This is a genomic window from Micromonospora sp. NBC_01739, assembly GCF_035920385.1.
Taxonomy (GTDB): domain Bacteria; phylum Actinomycetota; class Actinomycetes; order Mycobacteriales; family Micromonosporaceae; genus Micromonospora.
This window is the reverse complement of sequence record NZ_CP109151.1, coordinates 2,194,317-2,220,394: the sequence shown is the minus strand read 5'-3', so window position 1 is coordinate 2,220,394 and position 26,078 is coordinate 2,194,317. Positions and strand designations below refer to the sequence as shown.

The following is a 26,078-nucleotide window of genomic DNA, read 5'->3' as shown; positions in this document are numbered from 1 at the left end:
GGTGCCGCTGCCGACGAATCACAGGTCACGGCGGCGGAACACCAGCCCGGTGAGGCCTAGCACGAGCGCCACCCAGAGGACCGCCCAGGCCAGGTAGGTGAGGGTCAGCGAGGCGTCACTGAGGAACGGGTGGCCCTGCATGGCCGGGCCGAACTGCATCAGCACGGTCGGATCCTGGAAGGCGTTCATCGCCCCCCGCCACAGCCCGTCGGTGGGCAGCAGCATCCGGGACACCGTACCGACCCGGGCCACCCCCTCGTTGTCCAGCGCGGTGCCGAACGCGCCGACCACCCCCGCGATCCAGGTGGCACCGAACAGGCCGACGGCCACCACCCCGGAGGCCATCGGTGAACTGACGCTGGAGAGCAGCAGCCCCAGGGTCAGCAGTACGACGGTCTGCGCGGCGAGCAGCGCCAGGCCGGTCACCGGCTGCGGCGGCCAGTAGCCGACCGTGACCCGTACGACCAGCAGTTGAGCCAGGCCGGCCAGGGCGACGAAGCCGGCGCCGAAGGCGATCAGCCCGAGCCACTTGCCCACCAGCACCGCGAACCGGTGCACCGGTCGGGCCAGGATCGCCAGGGCCGCCCCGGACTCGATGTCACCGGCCAGGGTGGGACCGGCGAGGAACGCCGTACCCAGGGCGGCGATCAGGCTCAGGCCGAACATCACCAGGTTGAGCACCATGGCCGCGACCAGCCGGGCCTCGCCGCTGGTCAGCCCGCCGAACTCGGCGTCGATCCGGGAGAACCCCCAGGCGCTGAGCGCCAGCAGCACCACCGTCAGTGCGCCCAGGGAGCGCAGCACCCGCCGCCGGGCGGCCTCCTGGAGGGTCAGGGCGGCCATGGTGAGTACGGTCCGAAAGATCATCACCGGTCGCCTCCGGCACGCAGGATGGCCAGCAGCCGCTCCTCGAGACTGACCCGCCCCGGCTCGACCGCGTGTACCCGCACCCCCAGGCCGACCAGGTCGGCCACCAGCTCCGGTACGGCGGTCGGCTCGGTGTCCAACAGCCGGACGGTGAACAGGTTCCCCTCCTGGGTCAGGGCACCGGCGGCGGCCAGCCGGTCACGGGCCCGCTCGTCCACCCCGTCGAGCCGCAGCCGCAGCTCACCCTGGCCGAGCAGGTCGGCCAGGGTACCGGCGGCGGCCACCCGCCCGGAGTCGAGGATGACCACCCGGTCACAGACCCGTTCCACCTCGCCGATGAGGTGCGAGTTCAGCAGGACGGCCACCCCACGAGCCTTGAGGGAGAGCAGCAGGTCCCGTACGTCGGCCCGGCCCAGTGGATCCAGGGCGCTGGTCGGCTCGTCCAGGACGACGAGTTCCGGGCGGGCCACCAGCGCCACCGCCAATCCCAGGCGCTGCTGCATGCCCTTGGAGAAGCCGCCCACCCGGTCCTCGGCCCGGTCGGCCAGCCCGACGGCGGCCAGGCACTCCTGCCGCTGTCGTGGCGGCACCTCCGCACCGGCCAGCCGGACGTGCAGGGTCAGCACCTCCGCGGCGGTCAGCCACGGCTGATACCGGAACAGCTCCGGCAGATAGCCGACCCGAGCCCGCGAGCGCGGATCACCCGCCGGTCGTCCGAGCAACTGCACCTCGCCCCCGTCCGGTCGGACCAGTCCCAGCAGGATCTTGATGACGGTGGTCTTGCCGGCGCCGTTGGGGCCCAGCAGCCCCACCACCTCACCCCGGTCGACCGTGAAGGAGACACCGTCGACTGCGGTGCGTCGCCGGTACCTCTTGCGCAACTGCGAGCACCACACCGCCGGGGTGGGTGGCAGTTCGGCCAGCAGTCGCTCCGCCGCTTCGACCGATCCGCCGTCCTGCACCCCGGCAGGCGTGCCGTCCCGCTCGACGAGGAGGTCCCGCTGGGCGAGGTGCCGACCGCCGTTCCGGGTGACCGGGCCCTTCTTTGCGGCTACCCGGCCGCTCGGCCGGGCCTCCGGGCCGGTCACCGGTCCCACCGCAGGCCGCGCGCCACCGACAGCACCTCGTCGGCGGTCAACGGCCCGGCCACCGCGGTGACCGTCCCGGCGTCGACCCAGACCACCCCGGCCAGTACCCCGTCCCGCGAGGTGAGCACCGTGGCCGGCTTCCCGTGCACCTCGGTGGTGCCGGCGGTCAGATACCGGGCGTTGACCGGCAGCGGCAAGGTCGTACCGTCGCCGGTGAACTGCCGCAACTGGGCGGCGAGGTTCTCCGGCAGGCCCGGCAGCGACAGCAGGTAGTCGACCGCCGTGGACAGCTCGATGCCGGAGGAGTACGCGGTCGGGGCGGCCATCCGCGCCACGATCAGGTTCGGCACCCCCCGCTCGGCCGCCCACACCGCGGCGACTCCGGGGCCGGCGGTCAGCCGGAACTGGTTGCCGTCCAGACCGGCGGGCGGCTGCGGCAGCGGCTCACCGGCCGCCGCGGCCACCTGCTCGGCCTTGGCCGCCGAGAAGGTGAACACGGCGCTGGTGCGGTCCCCGACCTGGAAGGTCGGCTCACCGCTCACCCCCCGGGGCAGTCGGTCGACCCGGGGCAGGGGCAGGCCGGTGACCCGCTGCGCCTCGGCGGCGTCGCCGACCTGACGGACATTCGCCGCCTCGGTCATCTCCACCTCGCCGTACGCCGACAGGTCCGGCAGGGCGACCAGGTCGGCCTGGGCGATCGTGACCGGGGCGATCCGCTCGGTGTGGAAGATCTGCAACCAGTTCCCGGCCGCCGCGGCCCCGGCCCCACCCACCAAGGCGACAACGGCGACGGCCGCGACCACCGGGCTGCGCAGCGCGGCCCGCCACCGCCGTGCCCGGGGGGCCCGGACCCGGACCGGGTCGGGGTCGCCGATGGTACGGATCAGCCGCTGCCAGCCGGCCTCCACATCGACCTGCGGTGGCTCGGCCAGCGCCGCCGCGCTGATCGCCGCGTCCTGTCGGGCCGCGGCCAGTGCCGACAGGCAGGTAGGGCAGTTCGCCACATGTGCCCGGTCGGCGTCGGTGACACCGGCCGGCTCGTCCAGCAGCCGGCGCAGCGTGCCGTCACTCGGATGACGCATGACGGTTCAACTCCTTGCGTAGGGCGGACTCGGCCCGGCGTACGGTCGTGCCGACACTGCCGGGGGAGAGGTCTAGCGCGGCGGCGACCTCGGCGTAGCTGAGACCGCTGTGCCGCAGCAGGAGGGCGACGGCCTGTCGGCGGGGCAGTTGGGCCAGGGCGGCCCGTACCCGTCGACACTCGTCGCGGGTCACCACCGCCTCGGCGATGTCCGGGGCCGCCTCCGGGGGGCCCGCGAACTGCTCCCGGGCGGTGCGGCGGCGGCGGGACCGGACCTGGTTCAGCGCGGTGTGCGCCGCCGCGACCGACAGCCAGCCCACCGCCTGACCGGCCGGCACCGAGGAGCGCCCGAAGGCCAGGAACACCTCCTGGGCCACATCCTCGGCCTCGGCGCGGGACCCCAGGACCCGGGCGGCGACCGCGACGATCCGGGGATAGCTGGCCCGGAAGACCTGTTCGAGATCGGCCCGGATGCCGCTTTCTCCCGCTGCGATCGACCCGAGCACGCCACCCCCCTCGCGTACGGTCGGCCCGGCGGTGTGGCGGGCGGGCCCGGACACCGTCGGCGCGGGGGCCACCCCTGCCCGCCCGACTCGACCAGCTTCCTCCTCCATACCTGGTAAGCACCGTCGACCGCCCGGAAGTGACACCCTCGGCAGGAAATGTGGCGACACGAAGGGGTGGTGCGGCAACCAGTGCCGCACCACCCCCGTAACGCCACCCCTAGGCGTACCGGGTCGACGCCCTCAGGTCGAAGCGGTCCAGGTTCATCACCTTGACCCAGGCCGCGACGAAGTCCTGGAGGAACTTCTCCTGGCCGTCGGCGCTGGCGTACACCTCCGCGATGCCTCGGAGCTGGGAGTTCGCACCGAAGACCAGATCGACCGCGGTGGCCGTCCAGACCACCTTGCCGGTGGTCCGACTCCGGCCCTCGTAGACGTTCTCCGTCGAGGTGGACACCTTCCACTGGGTGTCCATGTCGAGCAGGTTGACGAAGAAGTCGTTGGTCAACATCCCGGGCCGGTCGGTGAGCACCCCGAGAGGGGTCTGTCCGGTGTTCGCGTCCAGGGCCCGCAGCCCGCCGATCAGGACGGTCATCTCGGGCGCGGTGAGGTTCAACAGGTTGGCCCGATCCAGCAGCAGGGTCTCCGGCGACAGCTTCTGCCCCTGGCGCACGTAGTTGCGGAACCCGTCGGCCCGGGGTTCGAGCACGGTGAAGGAGTTCACGTCGGTCTGTTCCTGGCTGGCGTCGGTACGACCGGGGAAGAACGGGACCGTGATGTCGTACCCGGCACTGCGGGCCGCCTGCTCGATGGCGGCGCACCCACCCAGGACGATCACATCCGCCAGGGAGATCCGCTTGCCCCCGGACTGCCCGGCGTTGAACTCCTCCTGCACCCCCTGAAGCACCGGCAGGACCTGGGCCAACTCGGCCGGGTCGTTGACCGCCCAGTTGCGCTGCGGCTCCAGCCGGATCCGGGCCCCGTTGGCGCCGCCGCGCTGGTCGGTGCCCCGGAAGCTCGCCGCCGAGGCCCACGCCGTACGGACCAGTTGGGCCACGGACAGGCCGGCGGCCAGCAGGGACGCCTTCAGGCTCTCCAGGTCGGCGACGTCGACCAGTTCGTGATCCACCGGCGGCACCGGGTCCTGCCACAGCTGCGGCTCGGGCACCCACGGCCCCAGGTAACGCGACACCGGACCCATGTCCCGGTGCAGCAGCTTGTACCAGGCCTTCGCGAACGCCTCCGCGAGCTGGTCCGGGTGCTCATGGAAACGCCGCGAGATCTGCTCGTAGATCGGGTCGGCGCGCAGCGCGATGTCGCTGGTGGCCATCATCGGGGCGTACCGGATCGAGGGGTCGTGGGCGGACGGCACGGCGTCGGAGGCGGCACCGTTCTTCGGCCGCCACTGCTTCGCCCCGGCCGGGCTGTCGTGCACCTCCCACTCGTACCCGAAAAGGGTGTCGAAGTAGCTGTTGTCCCAGGTGATCGGGGTGGGGGTCCAGGCGCCCTCCAGGCCGCTGGTGATGGTGTCGTTGCCCATGCCGGTGCCGAAGCTGTTCCGCCAGCCCAGCCCCTGCTCCTCCAGGGGGGCGCCCTCGGGCTCCGGGCCCAGGTAGCTGGCGGGGGCGGCCCCGTGGGTCTTGCCGAAGGTGTGCCCACCGGCGATGAGGGCCACGGTCTCCTCGTCGTCCATCGCCATCCGCCGGAAGGTCTCCCGGATGTCCCGGGCAGAGGCCAACGGATCCGGAACCCCGTTGGGACCCTCCGGGTTGACGTAGATCAGTCCCATCTGCACCGCACCCAGCGGGCCGGAGAGTTCCCGGTCACCGCTGTAGCGTTCGTCGCCGAGCCAGGTGTCCTCCGGCCCCCAGAAGATCTCCTCCGGCTCCCAGACGTCCTCGCGCCCGAAACCGAAGCCGAAGGTCTTGAAACCCATCGACTCCAGGGCACAGTTGCCGGCGAAGACCAGCAGGTCGGCCCAGGAGATCTTCCGACCGTACTTCTGCTTGACCGGCCAGAGCAGCCGGCGGGCCTTGTCCAGGTTGGCGTTGTCCGGCCAACTGTTGAGGGGGGCGAAGCGTTGCGCGCCGTCGCCGGCACCGCCCCGACCATCCTCGATCCGGTACGTGCCGGCGGAGTGCCAGCTCATCCGGATGAACAGCGGACCGTAGTGGCCGTAGTCCGCCGGCCACCACTCCTGCGAGGTGGTCATCACCTCGAAGACGTCGCGTCTGAGGGCCTCGACATCCAGACCGGCGAACTCGGTCGCATAGTCGTATGTCGCACCCATCGGGTTGGCCCGGGGTGAGTGCTGGTGCAGCACCTGAAGGTTGAGCTGGTTGGGCCACCAGTCCTGGTTCGTCTTCGGTCGACCCGGCTTGGGAGCCGGGGAGGGGATTGCCGGGTTCTCGCTTTCGGACACGTCTCTCCTCTGCAAACGGATTCTCGCCTATGTCAACTGAACGTCCCGCTTTCGGGACACTGCGTGACGCGCCAGGATGCGTCCGCTGGGGCGACCGCCCTCAGTAGCGTGGCGTACACCGAGCCCGTACCGCCGGTGGTCGCCGAAATCGGCGGACCGGCGTTCACCCCGATGCGTAGGAGACTGAAACGTGAATCCGTCTGAGCTGCCCACGTCGCCGGTACGTCAACTGCGGCTGGTCGTCGAGGCCGAGGACTACGAGGCGGCGGTCCGGTTCTACCGCGACGTGCTGGGCCTACCCGAGCAGGCCGCCTACGCCGGTGACGGCGACGCCCGGGTGGTGATCCTGGACGCCGGCCGGGCCACCCTGGAGATCGCCAACCCGGCGCAGAAGCGAATGATCGACGAGGTGGAGGTCGGGCAGCAGGTCGCGCCGAGATTGCGAGTGGCCTTCGAGGTCGACGACACCCCCGCCGCCACCGACCGCCTGGTCGCCGGAGGCGCCACCCAGGTCGCCCCACCCACCACCACCCCATGGCACTCCGTCAACGCCCGCCTGGACGCCCCCGCCGGCCTGCACATCACCCTCTTCCAAGAACTGCACACCCCCGAAACCCGCACCACCCTGGACGGCTTCACCACCAACCCCTAACCCGGGAGGGTCCTGTCGCCCAGCCCTGCCCACGCCCTGTTGATCAAGAAGTCTCGAAATCGCGTTCTGGAGACCACAAACTCTTGATCAACAGGGCGGGGTGGGTGGGGCGGAGGGTGAGGTGGGTAGGGTGGGGGTGTTGGTCGCGTTTGGTGCGCGACCCCTGGCGTCGAGGTGGTGGAGATGGGACTGGTGGTTGCCGCTGTCCGTCGCCTGCGCCTCCGCCTGCGACGACGATAGTCGTCGAGCTTCTCCGCGCGTTCTCCGTCGTGCTCGCCGCCATGCTGCGGCCGGCCGTCGTCTCGTGACCCGCTCACCCCAGCCCTCTCGGGAGTACCCGTGACCGTGCCCTCGTTGGCCTCGTCGTTGTCCGACAGCGTCTCCGCCGCCGCCACTTCCCTGGGGTTGGCGGACTTCGTTGCGCAGGTGCGCCGATCGGAGCACGCCGACTTCCAGGCCGACGGGGTGCTGGCGGCGGCCCGGTCGCTGCGGCGGCGCCCGCGTGACATCGCCGCCGAGGTGGTCGAGGCGCTGCGCGCCGAGGACCTGTCGGCCCAGGTCGCCGGGCCCGGATTCGTCAACCTGGACCTGACCGACCGGGCACTGTTGACCCAGCTCGCCGGGCGGCTCGCCGACCCCCGGCTGGGCGTCGGTACGCCGGAGGTCGGCGTCACCACGGTCGTCGACTACTCACAGCCGAACATCGCCAAGGAGATGCACGTCGGGCACCTGCGCTCGACCATCATCGGTGACGCGCTGGTCCGCATCCTCGAACACCTCGGCGGCACGGTGGTACGCCGCAACCACATCGGTGACTGGGGCACCCAGTTCGGCATGCTCATCCAGTACCAGAACGAGCAGCCCTTGACGCCCGACGACAGCGACGAGGTGTCGATGAGCCGGCTGGCCACCCTCTACCGGCAGGCCCGGGCCCGGTTCGACACCGATCCGCAGTTCGCCGTACGGGCCCGGCAGCGGGTGGTGGCGTTGCAGGGCGGCGACCCGGACACCGTGGCCGCCTGGCAGGACATCGTCGCCGAGTCCACCCGCTACTTCACCGAGGTCTACGACCGGCTCGGGGTGCGGCTGACCCCCGCCGACGCGGTCGGCGAGAGCGCGTACAACGATGCCCTGCCCGGCGTCGCCGCGGACCTGGCGGCCCAGGCCGTGGCGGTGCCCAGCGACGGCGCGCTCTGTGTCTTCTTCGACGAGGTACGCGGACCGGACGGCGCACCTAGCCCGTTGATCGTCCGCAAACGTGACGGCGGCTTCGGCTACGCCGCTACCGATCTGGCGGCGCTGCGGCAACGGGTCGCCGACCTGCACGCCGACCGGCTGCTCTACGTGGTCGACGCCCGGCAGTCGCTGCACTTCACCATGGTCTTCGACACCGCGCGGCGGGCCGGCTGGCTGCCGCCGCAGGTGTCCGCCGTGCATGTCGCCTTCGGCACGGTCCTCGGCCCGGACGGGCGGCCCTTCAAGACCCGGACCGGTGACACCGTGCGCCTGGTGGACCTGCTGACCGAGGCGGTCGACCGGGCCCGCGAGGTGGTCGCCGCGAAGAACCCGGACCTGACCGGGACGGCCCTGCACGAGCGGGCCCGGCAGGTCGGCATCGGCGCGGTCAAGTACGCCGACCTGGCCACCAGCCGTACCCGCGACTACACCTACGACCCGCAGCGGATGCTGGCGTTGACCGGCAACACCGGCGTCTATCTCCAGTACGCCCACGCCCGGATCCGGTCACTCCTGGCCCGGGCCGGGGACCTCGCCCCCACGGTGGACCCGACGACCACCCTGGACCCGGCCGAGCGGGCGCTGATCCTGGACCTGGACGCCTTCGCCGACACCCTCACCGAGGTCCTCGCCCACTACGAACCGCACCGGCTCTGCGGCTATCTGTACCGGCTGGCGCAGACCTTCACCACCTTCTACGAACGCTGCCCGGTGCTGCGCGCCCCCGACCCGGTCCGGTCCAACCGACTGGCCCTGTGCCACCTCACCGGCGACACCCTCCACACCGGCCTGTCCCTCCTCGGCATTCCCGCCCCCACCCACCTCTAGCCCTCCCTTCGGCCCCCTGGTCTCTGTTGACCAAGAGGTTTGCGTCTCGGGCATGCGCTTCCTCAGACCAAAACCTCTTGATCAACAGGGCGGGGGAGGGGCGGGGGCAGCCGGGCGGAGGCGGGTGGGTGGTCAGGTCCACCTTGCCCAGCGCGGTCGACAGTTCGATCAGGGCGGCGAGTGCCAACGCCTGCTCCACGGCAGGGGCCTCGTCGCCGTGCCGGCGCAGTCCGGAGTTGAGGGCCCGGAAGGCGGCCTGGTCGTCGCTTTTGAACTCGCGCAGGGTGCGGGCGTTGTCGAGCACCCGGGCCAGACCGGCCAGCTTCTTCGACCCGCCGTACTCCAGCTCGGCCGGCTCGTCGCGGCGGATGAAGGTGATGGTGTTGCCGGACGGGTCGACGACGCTGAACCGCGACGCACCGGGCCGGTAGCGGGTGATCCGAGGCAACCCCTGGGACAGCATCTTGCCGTACGTGCCGCGCATCCCCGCTACGAACGCGGCATGGTACGGCGCGACCGCGTCGACCATCACCAGGCAGCCGACGGTCTGTTCGGCCGGCTCGAACCCGCGCGGCGGACGGCCGTAGTGCAGTTCGAAGCCGCTGAACTCGAAGGCCAGGAACAGGTACGGCTTGCGTTGCTCCCAGGTCACCGCGAAGCCGAGGGCCCGCCAGAAGACGATCGTCTCGTCCACCGCCGCACAGGGCAGCAGCGGCAGGGTGGTCTCGTTCGGCGTTATCCGTTCCTCGGTCGTCTTCACCCGTACCCCCGGTTCCGGTCGATGTCCCGACCAGTGTGTCCCGCCCACCTGGTAGTACGGGGTCCCGGGGCGCGGGCCGAGATCGCAGCATCTGATCTGCGCCCGGGCCGACCACTACAGCAACCGATGCGCATCGATGTCTTGACAGTGCACAGGCGGCCGTAAACACTTGCGAAACAAGCCGATAACAGTGATCCCGGCGGGTCGCCGGGGTTGTTGTTAACGCTCACAAGCGTCGTCCCTGGACCCCGCCGGCGAGGAGAGCAACGGATGTCGAGAGTTCTGGGCCGGGTGGGTGCGCTGCTCGCCGCCGTCTGCCTGCTGTTGCTGCCCGCCGCGCAGGCACCCCGTGCCGAGGCCGCCGCAGCGGGACCGGGTGCCGAGGCCGCCGCGCAGGCGCCGGGAGCTGCCGCGCTGGATCCGTTCACCGGGTACCTGATGGCGCACTTCACCGGGGAGTCCGCCACCGGGGAACAGGTCTACCTGGCCCACAGCCGGGACGGGCTGACCTGGCGCGACCTGAACAACGGTGCCCCCGTCCTGCTCTCCACCATCGGCACCCGGGGGGTCCGCGACCCGGCCCTGGTCCGCTCGCCCGCCGGGGACCGGTACTGGATCGTCGCCACCGACCTGCGCATCGCCAGCGGCACCCCGTGGGGCGACGCCGCCAACCGGGGCAGCACCTCCCTGGTGGTGTGGGAGTCCCGCGACCTGGTCAACTGGTCCACCCCCTGGCTGATCAACGTCGCGGGTGGGATCCCCGGGGCGGGCAACGCCTGGGCGCCGGAGGCCATCTACAACCAGGCCACCGGCGACTACGTCGTCTACTGGGCGACGAACTCCGCCCGTAACGGGGTCACCAAACACCGGATCTGGTACGTGCGCACGACCGACTTCCGCAGCTTCACCGCCCCGCAGCTGTACATCGAGCGTCCGGGTGGCGGTCAGGGCATCATCGACACCCAGATCATCGAGGTACCCGACAGCGTCGGCGGCTACCGCTACTACCGGGCCTCCGCCGACGGACACATCACGATCGAGGCCAGCAACTCGATCCTGGGCTCCTGGACCAGCCTGGGCAACCTGTCCCACCTGGGCATCTCCAACGGCACCGGCGGCGGCAACGTGGTCGAGGGGCCGATGTGGATGCAGTTCAACGGCCGCAACGAGTGGGCGCTGTACCTGGACCAGTACGCCACCGGCCGCGGCTACCTGCCGATCACCTCGACCAACCTTGGCGCGGTCACCAACTTCCGCACCCGGTCCGACTTCCACATGGGGGCCAGCCGCAAACGGCACGGCTCGATCCTCAACCTGACCGCCGCCGAGGAGAGCCGGGTGCTGGCCCGCTGGCCCAGCAACGCCCCGGTCCACCGGATCCAGGCGTACACCCACCAGGACCGCTACGTGCGGCACGCCAACTACGACGTACGCATCGACGCGAACGTCAACCCCGCCCAGGACGCCCAGTTCCGGATGGTGCCCGGCCTGGCCGGCAACGCCGGGTACGTCTCCTTCGAGTCGGTCAACTATCCCGGGCACTACCTGCGGCACTACGGGTTCGACTTCGTGCTGGCGGCCAACGACGGCGGTGCGGTCTTCGCGGCCGACGCCACCTTCCGGCAGGTCCCCGGGCTGGGCAACAGCGGCTGGTCGTCGTTCCAGTCGTACAACTACCCCGACCGGTACCTGCGGCACTACGACTACCAACTGCGCCTGGACCCGATCACCGACACCCAGGCCCGCAACGACGCGACCTTCCGACTGACCTCGTGACCCCTCCGGGGTACTGGCGTCACGGCCGGTGGCTCGTAGGATTCGGACAGGACATCGCGCGGCGGCGGGAGAGGCCATGGGCAAGGGCGTCTATGTGCAGGAGTTGCCGGGCATCGGCAGACGGTACGACGTGGACCTGGGCAGCCACACCCAGCGGATCTCGATCGTGGTACGCCGGGACGGGACCCGGGACCTGTACGTCCTCGCCGCCGGGGCGGACGATCCGGTGGCCGTGATCGAGATGTCCGAGGAGCAGGCCCGCAAGGTGGGGGCTCTGCTGTCCGGCACCTACTTCACGGAGTAACCGACCCGCAGACGACCCCCTCGCGTCCACCTCAGGAGTCTCCGCCGTGCACGCTGATCTTGTGGGTTTCGGTGCCCTGGTGCTGATCGCGGGCCTGCTGGCCCGCTTCGGGCGGCGGATCAACCTGCCCACGGTGCCGTTCTTCATGCTCGCCGGCATCCTGCTGGGGCCGGGCACTCCGGGCCCGGTGCTGGTCTCCCATCCCGAGGATCTGGGCCTGCTCGCCTCGCTGGGGCTGGTCCTGCTGCTGTTCCACCTGGGGGTCGAGTTCCCGGTCGAACAGGTGCTCGGCAGCGGCAGACGGCTGTTCGTGGCGGCCGGGGCATACATCGGCCTGAACATCGGGGCCGGGCTGATCTTCGGGTTGGCCCTGGGCTGGGGCGGCTACGAGGCGTTCGTGATAGCCGGGGCCCTGGGCATCTCCTCCTCGGCCATCGCCACCAAGCTGCTCATCGAGCTGCGTCGGCTGGCCAACGCGGAAACCCCGGTCATCCTCGGCATCATCGTGATCGAGGACCTGTTCCTGGCCCTGTACCTGGCGCTGCTGTCGCCGCTGCTGTCCGGGGCCGGATCGGCCGGGGAACTGGCCCTGCGCATCGGGCTCAGCTTCGCGTACCTGGTGGTGCTCTTCGCGGTCGCCCGGTACGGCGCCCGACTGGTCGGCAGGATCATCGACAGCAACGAGGACGAACTGCTGGCCATCCTGATGGTCGGGCTGGTGGTGCTGGTGGCCGGCATCTCGGCCGAGATCGGTGTCTCCGACGCGATCGGCGCCCTGATGATCGGCCTGGTGGTGTCCCGTACCCCGATCCGGGAGCGGGTGGAACGGCTGGTCCTGCCGCTGCGCGACGTCTTCGCGGCGGTGTTCTTCGTGGCGTTCGGGCTCAGCATCAACGTCGGCGCGATCGGTTCGGTGGCCGTACCGGTGCTGCTGGCGGTCCTGCTGACCCTGGCCACCAACGTGCTGGCCGGTCTGATCGCCGGGCGGTTGTTCGGGCTCAACCAGCGGGGCACGGCCAATGTGGGCCTTACCGTGCTGGGGCGCGGCGAGTTCTCCCTGATCCTGGCCACCCTGGCGCTGGCCGCCGGGCTGGATTCCCGCCTGGGCCCCTTCATCGCCCTGTACGTGCTGGTGCTGGCCGTGACCAGCCCGCTGCTCGCGGCCAACTCGCGCTACCTGGCGCGGGTCATCCCCGACCGGCTGCTGCGCGGCAACTGGCGGTACGTGCGGGAGGAGACCATGAGCACCGCCTGCACCCACCTGGACCGGATCAACATCACCGAGTCCGACGCCGAGGCCTGCCCGCAGTGCGTGGCGTCCGGCGACGACTGGGTGCAGCTGCGGATGTGCCTGACCTGCGGCGCGTTGGGTTGTTGCAGCGACTCGGTGAACAGCCACGCCGAGGAGCACCACCGGCAGACCGGCCACCCCCTGATCCGGTCCCTGGCGCCCGGCGAGGACTGGCGCTACTGCTACCTCGACGGTGCCCTGGTCCGCGCGCCGATGGGCGCGACCCGGGAGTAGCTCCCGGGCCGCAGAGGCCGGCTCAGTCCAGGCGGTACAGCACCGCCCCGTCGATCTCCTCCCGGGTGATGCCCAGACCCTCTACCGGTCGGAAGGTCACCCCGTCCCAGGGGGTGCCGGCCAGCCGATCCGGCAGGACGACCACGGACCGGATGCCGGCCTGCCGGAGGAAGGCGATGCTGCCCGGGTCGGGGAAGGACATGCTCATCGTGCGGATGTCCTGCTGGCTGGGGGGTACGAAGTTGGCGAACCCGTTGGCGACCCGGGGGAACCCCTCGGTGGACCAGAGCATGACGTGGAATTCGGAGATGCCCTCGCCGGGGAGGACCAGCAGGGGTTCGGGGGCCGCGCTGATCGCCGTGGGCGCGGGCGGCACCTCCGGGTGGGGGGTGCGGTTGACGCCCTCGGCCAGCACCAGCACCAGCGGCACCACCAGCACGATCCGCCCGGCCACCCGCTGCCACCCCGTGTCGGGCAGTTGCCGCACGAACTCCGTGATCGCACCGGCGGCCAGCACGGCCAGCAGCAGGCTGGTCCAGACCATCAGCCGACCCGGGGTGCGCAGCGCGTCCCAGCCGGGAAGCAGCCGCGACAGGGTCATGTAACCCGGATCGCCGCCTCCGGCGAGGTTGCTGCCCAGCCCCAGGGCGCCGCTGACCAGCACCCCCAGCCCCAGCATGAGGCGGTAGCGCAGGCGGAACGCCGAGTAGCTGAGCCCGGCCACCCCCAGCATGATCAAGGTGACGCCGGGCAGCAGGGTCATCTCCGGGGGCCAGGACAGCTGGCTGCGGGCGGTCTCGAAGTAGTCGCCCCACAGCCAGGAGTCCGCCGGGGCGACCAGGTATCCCCGCAGTGGCGGGGAGAACATCTCCGTCCAGGACAGATCGCGGCGGGCCTGCGGGTACAGCTCCACCACCCGCAGGTAGGTGGTCCCCAGCCAGATGCACACCGCCCCGAAGAGGGCGCCGCCGACCAGGTTGGCCACCACCACCCGGCGGCCCAGCACCCACCGACCGCCACGCCACCGGGACCACCCCAGCCCCACCGCCACCACCACCCCGGCGGCGGCCAGGATGTAGATCAGGGGCAGGCCGATCGCCAGACCTAGGCTCACCTGCCAGGCGGCCACCAGCCAACCGGCCACGATCCAGCCGGGGCGGTGCAGATGCGGCCGGTGACCCTCGCGCAGGGACCAGCCGTGGCCGCGGGCCAGCATGGCCAGGCAGAGGGCGATGCCGCCGGTGGAGAGGATGTTCAGGTGGCCGCTGTGGGCCATCCGCCACGGCGCGAAGGCCCAGGCGATGCCGGCGACGGCCGCCGCCGTGCGCACCCCACCCAACTGGCGGACCAGGGCGTACGCCCCGACGAAGGCCAGCGCGTAGGCGAAGACGAACAGCAGGTTGTAGCGGAACACCGCAGCCTCGACCCCGCTGCCGAACAGACCGGCGGGGGCGTACCCGAGCAGGGTGTCCGTGTAGACGTAGCTGTAGGTGGCCGGCCACAAGGCGTTGGCGTGCCAGATCGCCAGCGGGTCGGTGAGCAGGGCGTGCCCGGCCCAGGCGACCTGCCAGGTCTGCAATGTGGGATCCGCCAGGTCGCCCGGGATGGTGGTCCACGGATTCTTCAGGGTCGGCCAGGTGAGGACGACGGCCAACAGCAGACCGGCCACCGAGGCCAGGGTCCACTCGTGGCGCAGCAGGCGCGAGGCCGTCCGTGCGGCCGCCGCCAGCCGCCCGGCCCCACCGGTCGACTCGGCCGGCGATTCGGGCCGGTCAACCTCGGGTTCCCGGCCCTCGACGGAAGAGGTTTCGGGCAGCTCTCGCCGTGTCGTCTCCACGTACCCTCCTGTCGGTGCCGATGTCGGCGTACCAGCCTCGCATCGTTGGCAGAGAAGCGCCATCATCGATGAGTTCTGGAACTTCCGGGACCGCCGACCGGAGCCCTGCGTCCCAACCGATGGGAGACGCCTCAGCGGGGCCGGTGCAACCGGCGGTACACCGGGGCCAGCCGCTTGTGCAGGTCCCGGTAGACCGCGAAGATCTCGTCGTAGGTGGCCCGGTGCTGCGGGATCGGGGTGAAGACCCGATCCGTACGCATCAGGTCGGGGATGTCGCCGAAGTCGAGCCGACCGGTGCCGACCGCACCGATCCATCCCGCCCCCCGGGCGTTCACCGCCAGCGGTCCGGCGTCCCGGCGGATCTCCACCCCCAGCACGTCGGCGAAGATCTGACACCAGGAGTCCGACAGGGCCCCGCCGCCGGTGATCGCCAACGAGGTGACCGGGATGCCCAGGAACCGGTCGACCGCCCCGGTGAGCCAGCGGGTGTTGAGGGCCACCCCCTCGAAGACCGCCCGCAGCAGGTCGGAGCGGTTGGTGTCCAGGGAGATGTTGAGGAAACCGGCGCGCAGGTTCGCGTCGTCGACCGGGGCCCGCTCGCCGTACAGCCAGGGGGTGTAGAGCACCCCGTTGGCCCCCGGCGGCACCCGGGGGATGATCAGGTCGAAGGCGTCGAAGATGGTGCCCTCGTCCCGGCTGAGGTGACCGGCGCCGAGCAGGGGATCGTCGTACTCGACGACCTTGTCCCGCAGCCAGGTCAGGTTGGCCCCGGCGGTGGCCTGCAGGGCGGTCATCAGGTATCGGTCGCCGATCGCGCAGGGCACCGAGGCGATTCCGGCCAGCACGTCGGTCTTCTTGGCGGGCACGTGTGCGGCGATCCAGGAGGAGGTGCCCAGGTAGAGGTGGGCCTGCTGGTCGCCGGTGGTGCCGGCCCCGATCGCCGCCGCGGTGGTGTCGATCGCCCCGGCCACCACCTGGACCGACTCGGGCAGCCCCAGGTGCGCGGCGGCGGCCGGGGTCAGCGGGCCGAGCACCTCCGTGCAGGCCACGATCGGTGGCAACTTGTCGGCGTCGATGCCGCAGTCGGCGACCAGGGCGGGGGAGTAGCGGACCTCGCCGGGTCGGCGGTTGTCGGTCACCCAGGAGGTGAGGATCGAGTCGACCGTGGCCACCGTCCGCCCGGTGAGCTTCAGGTTGATCCAGTCCAGCACGTTGAGGAAGGCGGTGGTGCGGGCGTACACCTGGGGTAGCTGGTCGCGGACGAACAGCATGTGGGCCGCGGGGTCCTTGCCGGTGGGGGAGGGCATCCCCCCGGTGAGCCGCAGCCACCGCGCGATGCGGCGCACGGACATCCCCTGGTACGCGGGGAAGCCGCCGAACTGTCGACGCAGGTGGGGTGCCCCCCGCATGTCCAGCCAGGAGATGCACGGGGTCAGGGGTTCCCCGGCGGAGTCCACCGCGATGGTGCCCTCACCCTGGGTGGAGGCGCAGACCGTGGTCACCGCCCGCATCTGGTCGGGACAGGCCCGGCCCAGGTCGGCGGCGACCGCCCCGAGCGCGGCCCACCAGGTGGCCGGATCCTGTTCGGCGCCGCCACCGGGCAGCACCCGCAGCGGCAGGGAGCGCTCGGCCCAGCCGGTGACGGTGCCGTCGGCGGCGACCAGGGCGGCCTTCAACGCCGAGGTGCCCAGATCGACCGCGAACACCTGAGGGGCGGTGGCGGCCACCGGCTCAGACCCCCTCGACCAGGGCGAAGACCTGATCGAAGCGGGTCAGGGCGTCATCGATGACCGCGTCGGTGTCCGCCATCGAGGTGTACATCCGGGAACCGGCCAGGGTGATGATGCCGTGCGCGGTGTACGCCGCACCCATCTGCTCCATCAGCCGCTTGCGGGCCTTGTTCTCCTTGAGCAGCTTCACCGGGTGCCGCATGTCCAGCAGCATCACCCCGCTGCACTCCAGGTGCACGATCGAACCCTGGTTGTACGCGACATACGGCAGCCCGTACGAGTCGATCAGCCGTTGCAGTCCCCGGGTCAGCCGGTCACCGGCCCGCCCCGCGATGACGGGTGCGTTGGTCCGGGCCATCTCCTCGATGGCGAAGTAGCCGGCCGCGCAGGACAGGGGATTGGCCGACAGCGTCCCGCCGACCTGGATGTGCGCCCCGCTCCTGCCGTCCAGGCCGGAACCGAAGACCGCCATCACCTCCGCGTGACCACCCACCCCACCGGCCATCGGGTAGCCCCCGGAGACCGCCTTGCCCAGCACGGTCAGATCCGGGGTGACCCCGAAGTAGCCGGCCGCCCCGCCCAGACCCAGCCGGAACCCGGTGACCACCTCGTCGAAGATCAGCAACGCGCCGAACTCGTCACACAACTGGCGGACCTGCGCGTTGAAGTCCCGGGGCGCCGGCCGGGTGCCGGACTCCGGGCCCACCGGCTCGACCACCACGGCCGCCGTGCCGCCGCGCAGCCGGTTCTCGATCAGCTTGCGTCTGAGCTGCCCCAGGTCGTGCGGGAAGGCCTCCCGGGTGCGGGCGGTGGCCCCGAAGGGGATGCCCTTGGCGTTCATCCGGTACGTGCCGGGCACCCGCAGCCCGTAGACCATGGTGTCGGACCAGCCGTGGTACGCCCCACCGACCTTGATCACCATCTTCTTGCCGGTGAAGGCCCGGGCGCCGCGGACCGCCGCCATCACCGCCTCCGTGCCGGAGCCCAGGGCGCGGTACATCTGGATGTGCGGCATGTACCGGTGGATGATCTCGGCGAGTTTGAGTTCGTACTCGTGGAACAGGCCGGTCACCGGGCCGCACTCGCGGACCACCTCGGCCACCCGCTCGTTGACCGGGCGGTAGTTGCTGCCCAGGATGGTCGGCCCACCGGCCTGCAGGAAGTCGATGTAGGTGTTGCCGTCCCGGTCGACCAGGTACGCCCCCTCGGCCTTCTCGATGGCCAGCGGGAAGGGGTAGTTGAAGGCCAGGTTGTGCTGCACCCCGCCGGGGATGCGCCGTTTGGCCCGGTCGGTGATCTCCTTGCTGGCCCGACACTTGGTGTCGAAGTAGTTCAGCACGTCGAGCAGCGCGTCGTGCCGCAGCCCCCGGATCGGCTGGGCGGTCAGGGCCTTCAGCCGCCGCATCACGTCCTCGACGTCCGGGTAGGTGCTGATCGCATACCCCAACCGGGCGGCCTCGGCCCCGCTCGCCTCCGGGTCGACCGCCTCCGCCGTGGTTTCCGCGGCGACCGCGTCCGCGCTGGGCAGCGGCTCGTCGGCCGGCACCCGCAGCGGCTCCACCGCCTCGGTGATCTGGGCGGCGATGCGCTTCTCGTCGGCACGCAACTTGCCGAAGGCGATCTCCCGGATCGCGGTGGGGATGGTGAAGACCCGACCCGCCTCGCTGGTCAATGCCAGCAGGTAGGCGATGCAGACCTTCTCCAGCAGGGCCATGTTGAACACCGCCCGGTCCGGGTCGGTGCCCACCGCCACCACCCCGTGGTTGGCGATGATGAAGGCGTTGTCCCCGCCGGCCACCTTCTTCTGCACGTTGCGGGCCAGGAAGGAGGTGCCCGAGGGGGCGTAGTCGATGATCGCCACCTCCCGACCGAGGAACCGCACCTGCTCGTCGGTGAGCGCCGGGATCGGCTTGCGCAGAAAGGCCAGGGCCGAGGCGTACGGCTGATGGGTGTGCACGATCGCGTTGACATCCGGGCGTTCCCGGTAGATGTTGGCGTGCATCCCGCACTCGATGGAGGGCTTGAGTTCCACCCCGGAGTCGTCCGGCACATGCCGGCCGTCGAAGTCGACGATGCAGATGTCCTCGACCCGCATCCGGTCGTAGTCGTAGTTGCTCGGGGTCACCGCGTACAACCGGTGACCGGGCACCCGCACGGACACGTTGCCCTCGGTGGCCTTGAGGTAGCCACGGTCCAGCATGGTGCGGCACATGTCGACCACATGCTGACGGGACAGGCGATGCTGCACGGCCCTTTTCCTCCGTCGACTCCTGGCCGTCGCCGGGTGCGCGGCGGCTCCATCCTCGCCCGCTCCGGCGGGCCGGGACACCGTCCGTACGGCAGCGAGAACCCGGCCGCAGATTGTCCTCAGGTGACAAAATCTGCCGGGTGAGCGCGCCCCTGTCCGCCACCCCCTGGCGGCGACTGCCCACCGACCTGGCCACCGCCATGCGCCCGCACCTGCCGGCCACCGTGCCCGCCGTGGCGGTGGCGGTCACCGAGGCCACCCCCGCCTTCGCCACCGTCACGGACGAGAAGTTCCGCCGGGACGTGCACACGGCCGTCCAGGTGGCCCTGGACCGCTTCCTGGACTTGGTCGGCACGGACGAACCCGCGCTACCACCCCGCATCCGGGAGGTCTTCGTCGCCCTGGGCGCCGCCGAGGCCCGCGAGGACCGGGGCCCGGAGGCGCTGCTGGCCGCGCTGCGGATGGCGGCCCGGGTGCTGCTGCGGACCGCCTCGCAGTCCCTGGCCCGGCTCCGCCCGGTGGACACCGAGGAACTGATCGATCTCTCCGACGCCGTCAGCGCCTATGTCGCCGAACTGGCCGCCGCCAGCACCGACGGGTACGCCCTGCAGGTGCGCGAGCAGGCCGGCGAGGACCGGCGGCGGCACCTGGCCGAACTGCTGCTGCGTGGCGACGGCATGGCCAACGCCGTGCAGGCCGCCGCCGCCCGGATCGGCTGGCCGGACCTACACACCGTGGTGCCTGTACTGCTGCCGCTGGAGCAGGCCCGCGACGCCCGGTTCCGGTTCGGCGCGGACGGCCTGGTCGTGGAGCGCGGCCGGGACGCCGTGCTGGTGCTGCGCGCCGGGCCCCGGACGACCCGGGCCGCCCTGAGCGCGGCGTTGGCCGGCCGGTGGGCGGTGGTCGGCCCGGCCCTGGCCTGGCCGCAGGTCCCCGCGGCGGTACGCCTGGCCGAACAGGCCGCCGGGCTTGTCGAGCCTGACGCTGGACCGGTCTTCGTCGACGACCACCTGGTGTCGCTGACCCTGCGCGGGGAACCCGGCGCCCTGGCCGTGCTCACCGAACGCAGACTGGCCCCGCTGCACGACCTGCGTCCGGCGCAGCGGGACAACCTGCTGGTCACCCTGCATTCCTGGCTGCGGCACTGGGGGGCCCGGGCGGAGGTCTCCGCCGAACTGTTCGTCCACCCGCAGACCGTCAGCTACCGGCTCAAACGCCTGCGCGACCGGTATGGCGGCGACCTCGACGACCCGACCGTCCGGCTGGAACTGCTGGTGGTGCTGGCCGGCCTGTTCGGCCCCCCACGACACCACGCAGGTCGGTAGGGTCTGCCGCATGGAGGCCGCCGACATCGCCGCCCGCTTAGGGGTGCCCGTCGAGGAGGTCGAGCGGGTGCACCGGCTCGCCGCCGACCTGCCCTCGGCTCCGCTGCCCGCCAGATCCGCAGCCCCCGCGATCCTCGACCGCCTGGCGGTACCCCCGGAGGACGCCGCCGAGATCATGGCGGCCTGGCCCGACCCGGACTCCCCACGGTGGACCCCGGAGCTGCGGTGGCTGCTGGACCGCTCGATCGCCCTGGTCCGCGCCGACCTGGGCGGCCACGGTTGGCTGCCGCCCGGCCCGGAGTTGCCCCGGGACCGAGGCCCCGCCTGGCGGCACCTCTACGTGTACGCGTACCTGGCCCTGGTCGAGGTAGCCATGGGATACCACCGTGACCACGGCATCCCCGAGCCCGTCTCCTGGACCGCCTTGGCCGACCTGGGCCGGAACCTGGCCATCGACCGGCGGATGAACGGCGAGGGTTGGCCGGTCATGCAGAGCTGGTTGACCCTGCATGTGCGGGGTGCCGTGTACGAGCTGGGACGGTTGCAGCACCACCGGGGCGGCGCCACCCTGGACCTGCACATCCCGGACTCGGGGCCGATGACCCCGCAGGCCGTGGCGGACTCCCTCGATCAGGCCCGGGAGTTCTTCCCGCGCCACTTCCCCGAGGAGCACTACACCGAGTTCGCCTGCGGCTCCTGGCTGCTGGATCCCCAACTGGCGGAGTACCTGCCGGCGGACTCCAACATCGTCCGGTTCCAGCGCCGGTTCGAGCTGGAACCCTACGAGCAGCCCGAGGGGCTGGACCCCGATGTGGAGGTGCTGCGGTTCGTGTTCCGGACCCTGACCACCCCACTGGAGCGGTTGCCGCGCCGTACCGTGCTGCAACGCGCCGTCATCGACCACCTGGCCGCCGGCCGCCACTGGCAGTGGCGTCGCGGCCGGTTCCCCTTCTAGAGCACCCCTACGCCGGTCCGGCGGTCAGCACCTCGGCCAGCATCCGATGGCCTTGGGCCTCGAACGCCTCGTCGCCCACCTGGTGGGCCCAGGCCGCGGTGCCGATCGCGTTCCGGACCAGGGTGCGGTGCCAGGCGCCCGGCTCCCGAGGATCGGCACCGTACCCGTCGAGGAAGGCCGCTTCCAGGCGCGGATCCCGACGGAACTCCTGCACGGCCAGCCGGGCGAAGTCCGTGAGGGCGGGACGCAGTGCGGCCCGGCCGAAGTCGATGATGCTGACGACTCCGTGGTGAATCAGCCAGTTGCGGGGCTGCCAGTCCCCGTGGGTGGGCACCAGGATGGCGGGCGGGGTGGGCCAGTCGGCGATCTCGGCCCGCAGCCGCGCGACGGTGCTCGCGGGAATCCGGTGTGGTCGGCCCAGCCAGGCCAGTGACCGCTCGTTCTCCCGCCGCTCGTAGTCGTCGTTGAGGACCGAGGTCTGGGCGTGCAGCAGGGCCAGCAACTCGCCCGCCTGCCGGTAGGTGTCGGGCTGCTCGGCGTGGGCGGTGCCGAGCACCAGGTCACCGGGCAGGTAGCGGGTGACGAGGATCTTCTCCTGGATGCTGCCGTGCACCAGGGTGGGTGCCCGGCCCCGGTCGGTCCAGGGCCGCAACCAGGTGCGGTGGGCGTGCAGTTCCCGGGCGATGTGGCGGTCCTCGGCACCACCGGCCTTGACGATGAACCGGGACCCCGCCCAGGAAACCTCGACCACCCTGGTCGCCACCAGGCCCCAGCTGTGCTCCCGCACCAGGGTCGCCCCCGGCAGCCACCGCCGCAGCAGTACCCGCTGCCCTGGCGCCAGATCCTCGTCCCAACCCGCCGTCCGCCCGGCCCGCTCGACCCGGTCGGAGGTCGCTGATCCTGGCCTCGCATGGGCGTACCGGGTGATCCAGAGACCGGGGATGGCCTCCAACTCGTCGGTCCGCACGAACCCCAGACCCTCGTACAGCCGCCGGGCGGGGCGGTTGTCCCGGCCCGTGGCGACGACGACTCGACGGTGACCCGCGATCACCAGAACGGCCGCCACCAACCCCCGGCCGGCTCCTCGCCGATGGGCCGCCGGATCGACCAGCAGCCGGTCGATGTCCACCAGGGAGTCCTCCTCCGACCAGCCGATCGCCCCGATCAGGGCTTCCTGCTGGAAGGCGCCGAGCCACCTCAGGGGTGCGGAGCGCAGCGCGTCGAGGGTCTCGTGCAGTGGCGGGATCCGGTCGTCGCCGATGAGCGCCGCCTCCACCGCGTACGCCGCCTGCTGGATGCTCAGCAGTTCCCGGACCAGGGCTTCGTCCCTGCCCGGTGCGATCTCCCTGATCTCCATCGGTGGATCTCGCCTCCCCGATCAGCCGTCCAGGCGGAGGCCACCGCACGATTGTGCACCCTCCGCAGCAGCCCTGCCCATGATCGTGCTCGATCTGGGATCGAGTGGCTCACGTCAACGGGTAAGCCACTCGATCCCGGATTGAGAGGGCTGCCCAAGCCCGTCATTCCCACCGGAACAGGAGGGCTGCGACCAGGGTGCCGAGGAGGACTGTAGCGCCGAGACCGAGCAGGGGTGCCGCGTCGATCGTCGAGCCGGTCCAGGCGGCGGAGAGCGCGTCCACGGCGGCACCGAAGGGCAGCCAGGCGCCGAGTTCGGCCAGCGGTTCGGGCAGATTGTCCCGGCCGCCGAACATGCCGCCCAGGGCGCCGATGAGGAAGAAGGTGACCAGGCCGATGGCCACGGCCGAGTTGGGGGTCGGGGCGACCGCGGCGACCATCATGCCGAGGGCGTACATCGCGGCCATCGTGAGTGCCAGCACCCCGAGGGCCACCGCCAGGTCGGCCGGTGGCCGGGCACCGAAGGCCGCCAGCGCCACCCCGGCGGCGACCGTGATGCCGGTGAGGGTCTGTGCGACGCTGACGATCGTCTGGGCGGCCAGCACCAGCGCGGGCGAGACCGGGGTGACCGCCAGCCGCCGCAGGATGCCCGAGCGTCGGTAGTAGGCCAGGAAACTCGGCATGTTGATGATGCCGATCATCGCGACGACCATGGTGACCACCAGCGGGAGGACGAACACCTCCAAGGCCGTACGCCCGTCGGCCACGACCTGGCCGCTCGCCGGACCGGCGCTGGTCAGCAGGATCAGCAGCGGCAGGCCCAGCGGGACGACCAGCCCGGGGGTGTCCCGTACGACCATCCTGGCCTCACATCCGACGAGGACCAGCAGGGCGCGCGCCCCGGGGCGATGGGGCAGGGCAGCGGTCGTCATGCCGCCTCCTCCAGGTTCTTGCCGGTCAACGCGACGAAGGCCTCGTCCAGGGTGTCGGCGCCGGCCCGACTGCACAGACCGGCGGGGGTGTCCACGGCGATGACCCGACCGGCGTCCAGGACGGCTACCCGGTCGCAGAGCCGTTCGACCTCCTCCATCGCGTGGCTGACCAGCAGAAGGGTGACCTGATCGGACCTGAGCCGTTCGATGGTGCCCCACATGCGGCGCCGGGCGGTCGGGTCCAGGCCGGTGGTCAGCTCGTCGAGGATGGCCACCCGGGGCCGCCCGACCAGCGCCAGGGCGATCGAGAGCCGCTGTTTCTGCCCGCCGGAGAGCTTCTCGAAGATGGTCCGGCGTTGCCGGGTCAGGTCGACCAGGTCCAGCAGTTCGTCCGTGGGACGGGGATCGGGGTAGAAGCTGCGGTACAGCTCGACCAGTTCGCTGACCCGCAGCGCATGATGCAGGTAGGCGTCCTGGAGCTGCACGCCGAGCACCTGCCGCAGCCGGGCCCGGTCACGGCGGGGATCCAGGCCCAGGACCCGTACCCGCCCCCGGTCGGGGACCCGGAGCCCGGCGATCATCTCGACGGTCGTCGTCTTGCCCGCGCCGTTGGTGCCGCACAGGCCCATCGTCTCACCGTGCTCGATGCGCAGGCTGACCTCGGTCACCGCCTGGACGCGGCCGTACCGCTTGGCTAGGTCTTCGGCGAGGACCGCCGGCTCGGAACTGGTCATGTCCGCCACGCTACGAGCACAACCATGGTCGATTCCCGTACCGGAAGTCATGACCCCCGACCATGACTTCCGGCACCGGTTATCGGGGCGAAACCCATCTAGGGTGGCCACATGCGACGTGTCGGCACCGAGGAGTGGTCCGGTCTCGCGATGCTCGTGGTAGCGGTGGCCGTCGCCACCCCCGGTCTGTTCGGCGGCGCCGAACTGCGGATCGGGCGGGGTTGGTGGATCGCCCTGTTCGTGCTGCTGCTGGCGGCGCTACTGACCGCACCGGCCGCCTCCGAGCAGCGCCGGGTGGGACACCTGGCGTACGGGGTGGCCGTGGTAGCCGCCTGGGCGCTGGTGCTCACCATCCACCAGGTGGGGCTGCTGCCGGTGCTGCTGGTCCTCACCGCCGCGATGAGCGTCTACCTGGTTCCGCTGCCGGTCGGGCTGGTCGTGGTAGCCCTCAACACGGGGGTGATCATCCTTGTCGCGGTGCCGACCACCCGTACGCCGGGGGAGCTGGGCCTGATAGTGGGCTTCTACGTGCTGATCCAGTTGGCCTCGCTGCTGAGTTCGATGACCCTGCTGCGGGAACAGCGGATGCGCCGGGAACTCGCCGCGGCCCATGTGGAGTTGAAGGCCGCCGGGTTGCGGTTGGAGGAGTCCGCCCGGACGGCGGAACGGCTGCGGATCTCCCGGGAGTTGCACGACCTGATCGGTCACCAGTTGACCGTGCTGACCCTGGAGTTGGAGACCGCCCGACACCTCGACGGCCCCGCGGTCCAACAGCATGTGGAGCGGGCCGACCGGGTGGCCCGGGACCTGCTCGGCGACGTCCGCACCACGGTCGGGCAACTCAGAGCGGAGGCGGTCGACCTCGAAGAGGCCCTCCGGCGGATGGCGCGGGACCTGCCCGGCCTGGAGGTGTCGATCGAGGTGTCGCCGCAGGTGTGGGTGGACGAGGAACGGGGGGCCGTCCTCGTCCGCGCCGCCCAGGAGATCATCACCAACACGATCCGGCATGCCGAGGCGCGCGAACTGCGGATCTCGATCACCGGTGACGACGGTGTGATCGTGCTCGACGCGCGCGACGACGGGCGGGGTGCGGGTGATCCGGCGTTCGGCAACGGGCTGCGTGGCCTGCGGGAACGGTTCGAGGCCCTCGGCGGCGACCTGGCGGTGGAGGGCTCGGCCGGGTTCCGGGTGACCGCGCGGATGCCGACCTCATGATCCGGGTGGTGGTCGTCGACGACCAGACCCTGATCCGGCAGGGCATCCGGGGGCTGCTGGAGGTCGCCCAGGTCGATGTCGTCGGTGAGGCGGCCGACGGTCGGGAGGCCCTGGCGGTGATCGAGCGCACCGCACCCGATGTGATCCTGCTGGATCTGCGGATGCCCCGCTTCGACGGCATCTGGACCATCGAGCAGTTGCAGGCCGCCGGCATCGACATCCCGGTGCTGGTGCTGACCACCTTCAACGACGACGCTCTGGTGCTGGCGGCCCTGCGGGCGGGGGCCCGGGGCTACCTGCTCAAGGATGTGACCTTGGCGCAGCTCACCCGGGCGATCCGCACCCTGGCCGGGGGCGGCACCCTCATCGCCCCCTCGATCACCGACCGGATGCTGCGGGCGATCCGTTCCGGTCCCTCCCCGGCCGGCCCGGAGGCGCCCATGGTGGTCCGCCTGACCGAGCGGGAGGGGCAGGTGCTGCGGCTGGTGGCCCAGGGCTACAACAACCGCGAGATCGCCGGTGCGCTGTTCCTGGCCGAGGGCACCGTCAAGAACCACGTCTCCACGATCCTGACCAAGCTGGGCGCCCGGGACCGGACGAACGCGGTGCTGCGTGCCCTGCACGAGGGCATCCTGGACTGACCCGGGGCGTCGATGTCCCGTACCCCGAGCCTGCGGACCTGCCGGGACCCTGCTAGACCATCC

The 26,078-nt window shown here is 71.3% G+C and carries 21 protein-coding genes; 9 read left to right on the top strand and 12 right to left on the bottom strand.

The window, feature by feature from the left end:
- Positions 1-18: 18 nt before the first annotated feature.
- The 5 genes from OIE53_RS09870 to katG form a co-directional block, all read right to left on the bottom strand.
- The gene (locus OIE53_RS09870; RefSeq protein WP_327027141.1) at positions 19-867 is read right to left on the bottom strand and encodes an ABC transporter permease; all 849 of its coding nucleotides are present in this window, start codon (positions 865-867) and stop codon (positions 19-21) included.
- On the bottom strand, positions 867-1,955 hold the full coding sequence (locus OIE53_RS09865; protein WP_327026294.1) for an ABC transporter ATP-binding protein: 1,089 nt from the start codon (positions 1,953-1,955) through the stop codon (positions 867-869). Before OIE53_RS09865 ends, OIE53_RS09870 begins: the two co-directional genes overlap by 1 nt.
- Entirely contained in the window at positions 1,952-3,037 is a 1,086-nt protein-coding gene (locus OIE53_RS09860) for a hypothetical protein (RefSeq protein ID WP_327026293.1), read from the bottom strand. The genes OIE53_RS09865 and OIE53_RS09860 overlap by 4 nt, the downstream gene beginning before the upstream one ends.
- Positions 3,021-3,650 carry an RNA polymerase sigma factor gene (locus OIE53_RS09855; protein ID WP_327026292.1) on the bottom strand — a complete coding sequence of 210 codons (630 nt, stop codon included), beginning with the start codon at positions 3,648-3,650 and terminating at the stop codon, positions 3,021-3,023. The genes OIE53_RS09860 and OIE53_RS09855 overlap by 17 nt, the downstream gene beginning before the upstream one ends.
- A gap of 109 nt (positions 3,651-3,759) precedes the next feature.
- Positions 3,760-5,961 (bottom strand): catalase/peroxidase HPI, encoded by a 2,202-nt coding sequence (gene katG, locus OIE53_RS09850; protein ID WP_393339401.1) that lies wholly within the window; start codon positions 5,959-5,961, stop codon positions 3,760-3,762.
- Between the two features lie 190 nt (positions 5,962-6,151).
- On the opposite strand from katG, the gene OIE53_RS09845 reads away from it, so the two are divergent.
- Both OIE53_RS09845 and argS read left to right on the top strand, forming a co-directional pair.
- Positions 6,152-6,613: a VOC family protein gene (locus tag OIE53_RS09845; protein ID WP_327026291.1), complete on the top strand. Its 462-nt coding sequence runs from the start codon at positions 6,152-6,154 to the stop codon at positions 6,611-6,613.
- A gap of 339 nt (positions 6,614-6,952) precedes the next feature.
- On the top strand, positions 6,953-8,677 hold the full coding sequence (argS, locus tag OIE53_RS09840) for an arginine--tRNA ligase (RefSeq protein ID WP_327026290.1): 1,725 nt from the start codon (positions 6,953-6,955) through the stop codon (positions 8,675-8,677).
- Here the strand turns inward: argS and OIE53_RS09835 are convergent.
- Positions 8,613-9,437, bottom strand: coding sequence for a glyoxalase (locus OIE53_RS09835; RefSeq protein WP_327026289.1), 825 nt, complete (start codon positions 9,435-9,437; stop codon positions 8,613-8,615). The genes argS and OIE53_RS09835 overlap by 65 nt on opposite strands.
- A gap of 270 nt (positions 9,438-9,707) precedes the next feature.
- On the opposite strand from OIE53_RS09835, the gene OIE53_RS09830 reads away from it, so the two are divergent.
- From OIE53_RS09830 to OIE53_RS09820, 3 genes are all read left to right on the top strand, one after another.
- On the top strand, positions 9,708-11,213 hold the full coding sequence (locus OIE53_RS09830; protein ID WP_327026288.1) for a glycoside hydrolase family 43 protein: 1,506 nt from the start codon (positions 9,708-9,710) through the stop codon (positions 11,211-11,213).
- Positions 11,214-11,289: 76 nt separating this feature from the next.
- Positions 11,290-11,517, top strand: a complete 228-nt coding sequence (locus tag OIE53_RS09825) for a potassium transporter TrkA (protein WP_327026287.1) — start codon at positions 11,290-11,292, stop codon at positions 11,515-11,517.
- Positions 11,518-11,563: 46 nt separating this feature from the next.
- Positions 11,564-13,042: a cation:proton antiporter domain-containing protein gene (locus OIE53_RS09820; protein ID WP_327026286.1), complete on the top strand. Its 1,479-nt coding sequence runs from the start codon at positions 11,564-11,566 to the stop codon at positions 13,040-13,042.
- A 22-nt stretch (positions 13,043-13,064) separates the two neighbouring features.
- Here OIE53_RS09820 and OIE53_RS09815 read toward each other — a convergent pair whose 3' ends face one another.
- The 3 genes from OIE53_RS09815 to OIE53_RS09805 form a co-directional block, all read right to left on the bottom strand.
- A complete protein-coding gene (locus OIE53_RS09815) occupies positions 13,065-14,771 on the bottom strand; it encodes a hypothetical protein (RefSeq protein ID WP_327027139.1) in 1,707 nt (568 codons plus the stop codon).
- A 239-nt stretch (positions 14,772-15,010) separates the two neighbouring features.
- The gene (locus tag OIE53_RS09810) at positions 15,011-16,606 is read right to left on the bottom strand and encodes a xylulokinase (RefSeq protein WP_327026285.1); all 1,596 of its coding nucleotides are present in this window, start codon (positions 16,604-16,606) and stop codon (positions 15,011-15,013) included.
- Between the two features lie 4 nt (positions 16,607-16,610).
- On the bottom strand, positions 16,611-18,857 hold the full coding sequence (locus tag OIE53_RS09805) for an aminotransferase class III-fold pyridoxal phosphate-dependent enzyme (protein ID WP_327026284.1): 2,247 nt from the start codon (positions 18,855-18,857) through the stop codon (positions 16,611-16,613).
- Positions 18,858-18,997: 140 nt separating this feature from the next.
- Between OIE53_RS09805 and OIE53_RS09800 the strand changes: the two genes are divergently transcribed.
- Both OIE53_RS09800 and OIE53_RS09795 read left to right on the top strand, forming a co-directional pair.
- A complete protein-coding gene (locus tag OIE53_RS09800) occupies positions 18,998-20,182 on the top strand; it encodes a helix-turn-helix domain-containing protein (RefSeq protein ID WP_327026283.1) in 1,185 nt (394 codons plus the stop codon).
- A 10-nt stretch (positions 20,183-20,192) separates the two neighbouring features.
- Complete coding sequence (locus OIE53_RS09795; protein WP_327026282.1) at positions 20,193-21,137, top strand: acyltransferase domain-containing protein; 945 nt, start codon at positions 20,193-20,195, stop codon at positions 21,135-21,137.
- Between the two features lie 7 nt (positions 21,138-21,144).
- On the opposite strand, the gene OIE53_RS09790 is transcribed toward OIE53_RS09795, so the two are convergent.
- The 3 genes from OIE53_RS09790 to OIE53_RS09780 form a co-directional block, all read right to left on the bottom strand.
- A complete protein-coding gene (locus OIE53_RS09790; protein ID WP_327026281.1) occupies positions 21,145-22,494 on the bottom strand; it encodes a GNAT family N-acetyltransferase in 1,350 nt (449 codons plus the stop codon).
- 163 nt (positions 22,495-22,657) lie between these two features.
- Entirely contained in the window at positions 22,658-23,425 is a 768-nt protein-coding gene (locus tag OIE53_RS09785) for an ABC transporter permease (protein ID WP_327026280.1), read from the bottom strand.
- Positions 23,422-24,159 carry an ABC transporter ATP-binding protein gene (locus OIE53_RS09780; protein ID WP_327026279.1) on the bottom strand — a complete coding sequence of 246 codons (738 nt, stop codon included), beginning with the start codon at positions 24,157-24,159 and terminating at the stop codon, positions 23,422-23,424. The genes OIE53_RS09785 and OIE53_RS09780 overlap by 4 nt, the downstream gene beginning before the upstream one ends.
- Before the next feature lie 111 nt (positions 24,160-24,270).
- On the opposite strand from OIE53_RS09780, the gene OIE53_RS09775 reads away from it, so the two are divergent.
- On the top strand, positions 24,271-25,374 hold the full coding sequence (locus OIE53_RS09775) for a sensor histidine kinase (protein WP_327026278.1): 1,104 nt from the start codon (positions 24,271-24,273) through the stop codon (positions 25,372-25,374).
- Complete coding sequence (locus OIE53_RS09770) at positions 25,371-26,015, top strand: response regulator transcription factor (protein WP_327026277.1); 645 nt, start codon at positions 25,371-25,373, stop codon at positions 26,013-26,015. Before OIE53_RS09775 ends, OIE53_RS09770 begins: the two co-directional genes overlap by 4 nt.
- The last annotated feature ends 63 nt before the right edge of the window (positions 26,016-26,078 follow it).

Bases quoted from the DNA above. Each gene is read 5' to 3' on its own strand.
- OIE53_RS09870 (WP_327027141.1), bottom strand. From the start codon at position 867: ATGATCTTTCGGACCGTACTCACCATGGCCGCCCTGACCCTCCAGGAG.
- OIE53_RS09860 (WP_327026293.1), bottom strand. From the start codon at position 3,037: ATGCGTCATCCGAGTGACGGCACGCTGCGCCGGCTGCTGGACGAGCCG.
- OIE53_RS09855 (WP_327026292.1), bottom strand. From the start codon at position 3,650: ATGGAGGAGGAAGCTGGTCGAGTCGGGCGGGCAGGGGTGGCCCCCGCG.
- OIE53_RS09830 (WP_327026288.1), top strand. From the start codon at position 9,708: ATGTCGAGAGTTCTGGGCCGGGTGGGTGCGCTGCTCGCCGCCGTCTGC.
- OIE53_RS09825 (WP_327026287.1), top strand. From the start codon at position 11,290: ATGGGCAAGGGCGTCTATGTGCAGGAGTTGCCGGGCATCGGCAGACGG.
- OIE53_RS09795 (WP_327026282.1), top strand. From the start codon at position 20,193: ATGGAGGCCGCCGACATCGCCGCCCGCTTAGGGGTGCCCGTCGAGGAG.
- OIE53_RS09790 (WP_327026281.1), bottom strand. From the start codon at position 22,494: ATGGAGATCAGGGAGATCGCACCGGGCAGGGACGAAGCCCTGGTCCGG.
- OIE53_RS09785 (WP_327026280.1), bottom strand. From the start codon at position 23,425: ATGACGACCGCTGCCCTGCCCCATCGCCCCGGGGCGCGCGCCCTGCTG.
- OIE53_RS09780 (WP_327026279.1), bottom strand. From the start codon at position 24,159: ATGACCAGTTCCGAGCCGGCGGTCCTCGCCGAAGACCTAGCCAAGCGG.
- OIE53_RS09775 (WP_327026278.1), top strand. From the start codon at position 24,271: ATGCGACGTGTCGGCACCGAGGAGTGGTCCGGTCTCGCGATGCTCGTG.
- OIE53_RS09770 (WP_327026277.1), top strand. From the start codon at position 25,371: ATGATCCGGGTGGTGGTCGTCGACGACCAGACCCTGATCCGGCAGGGC.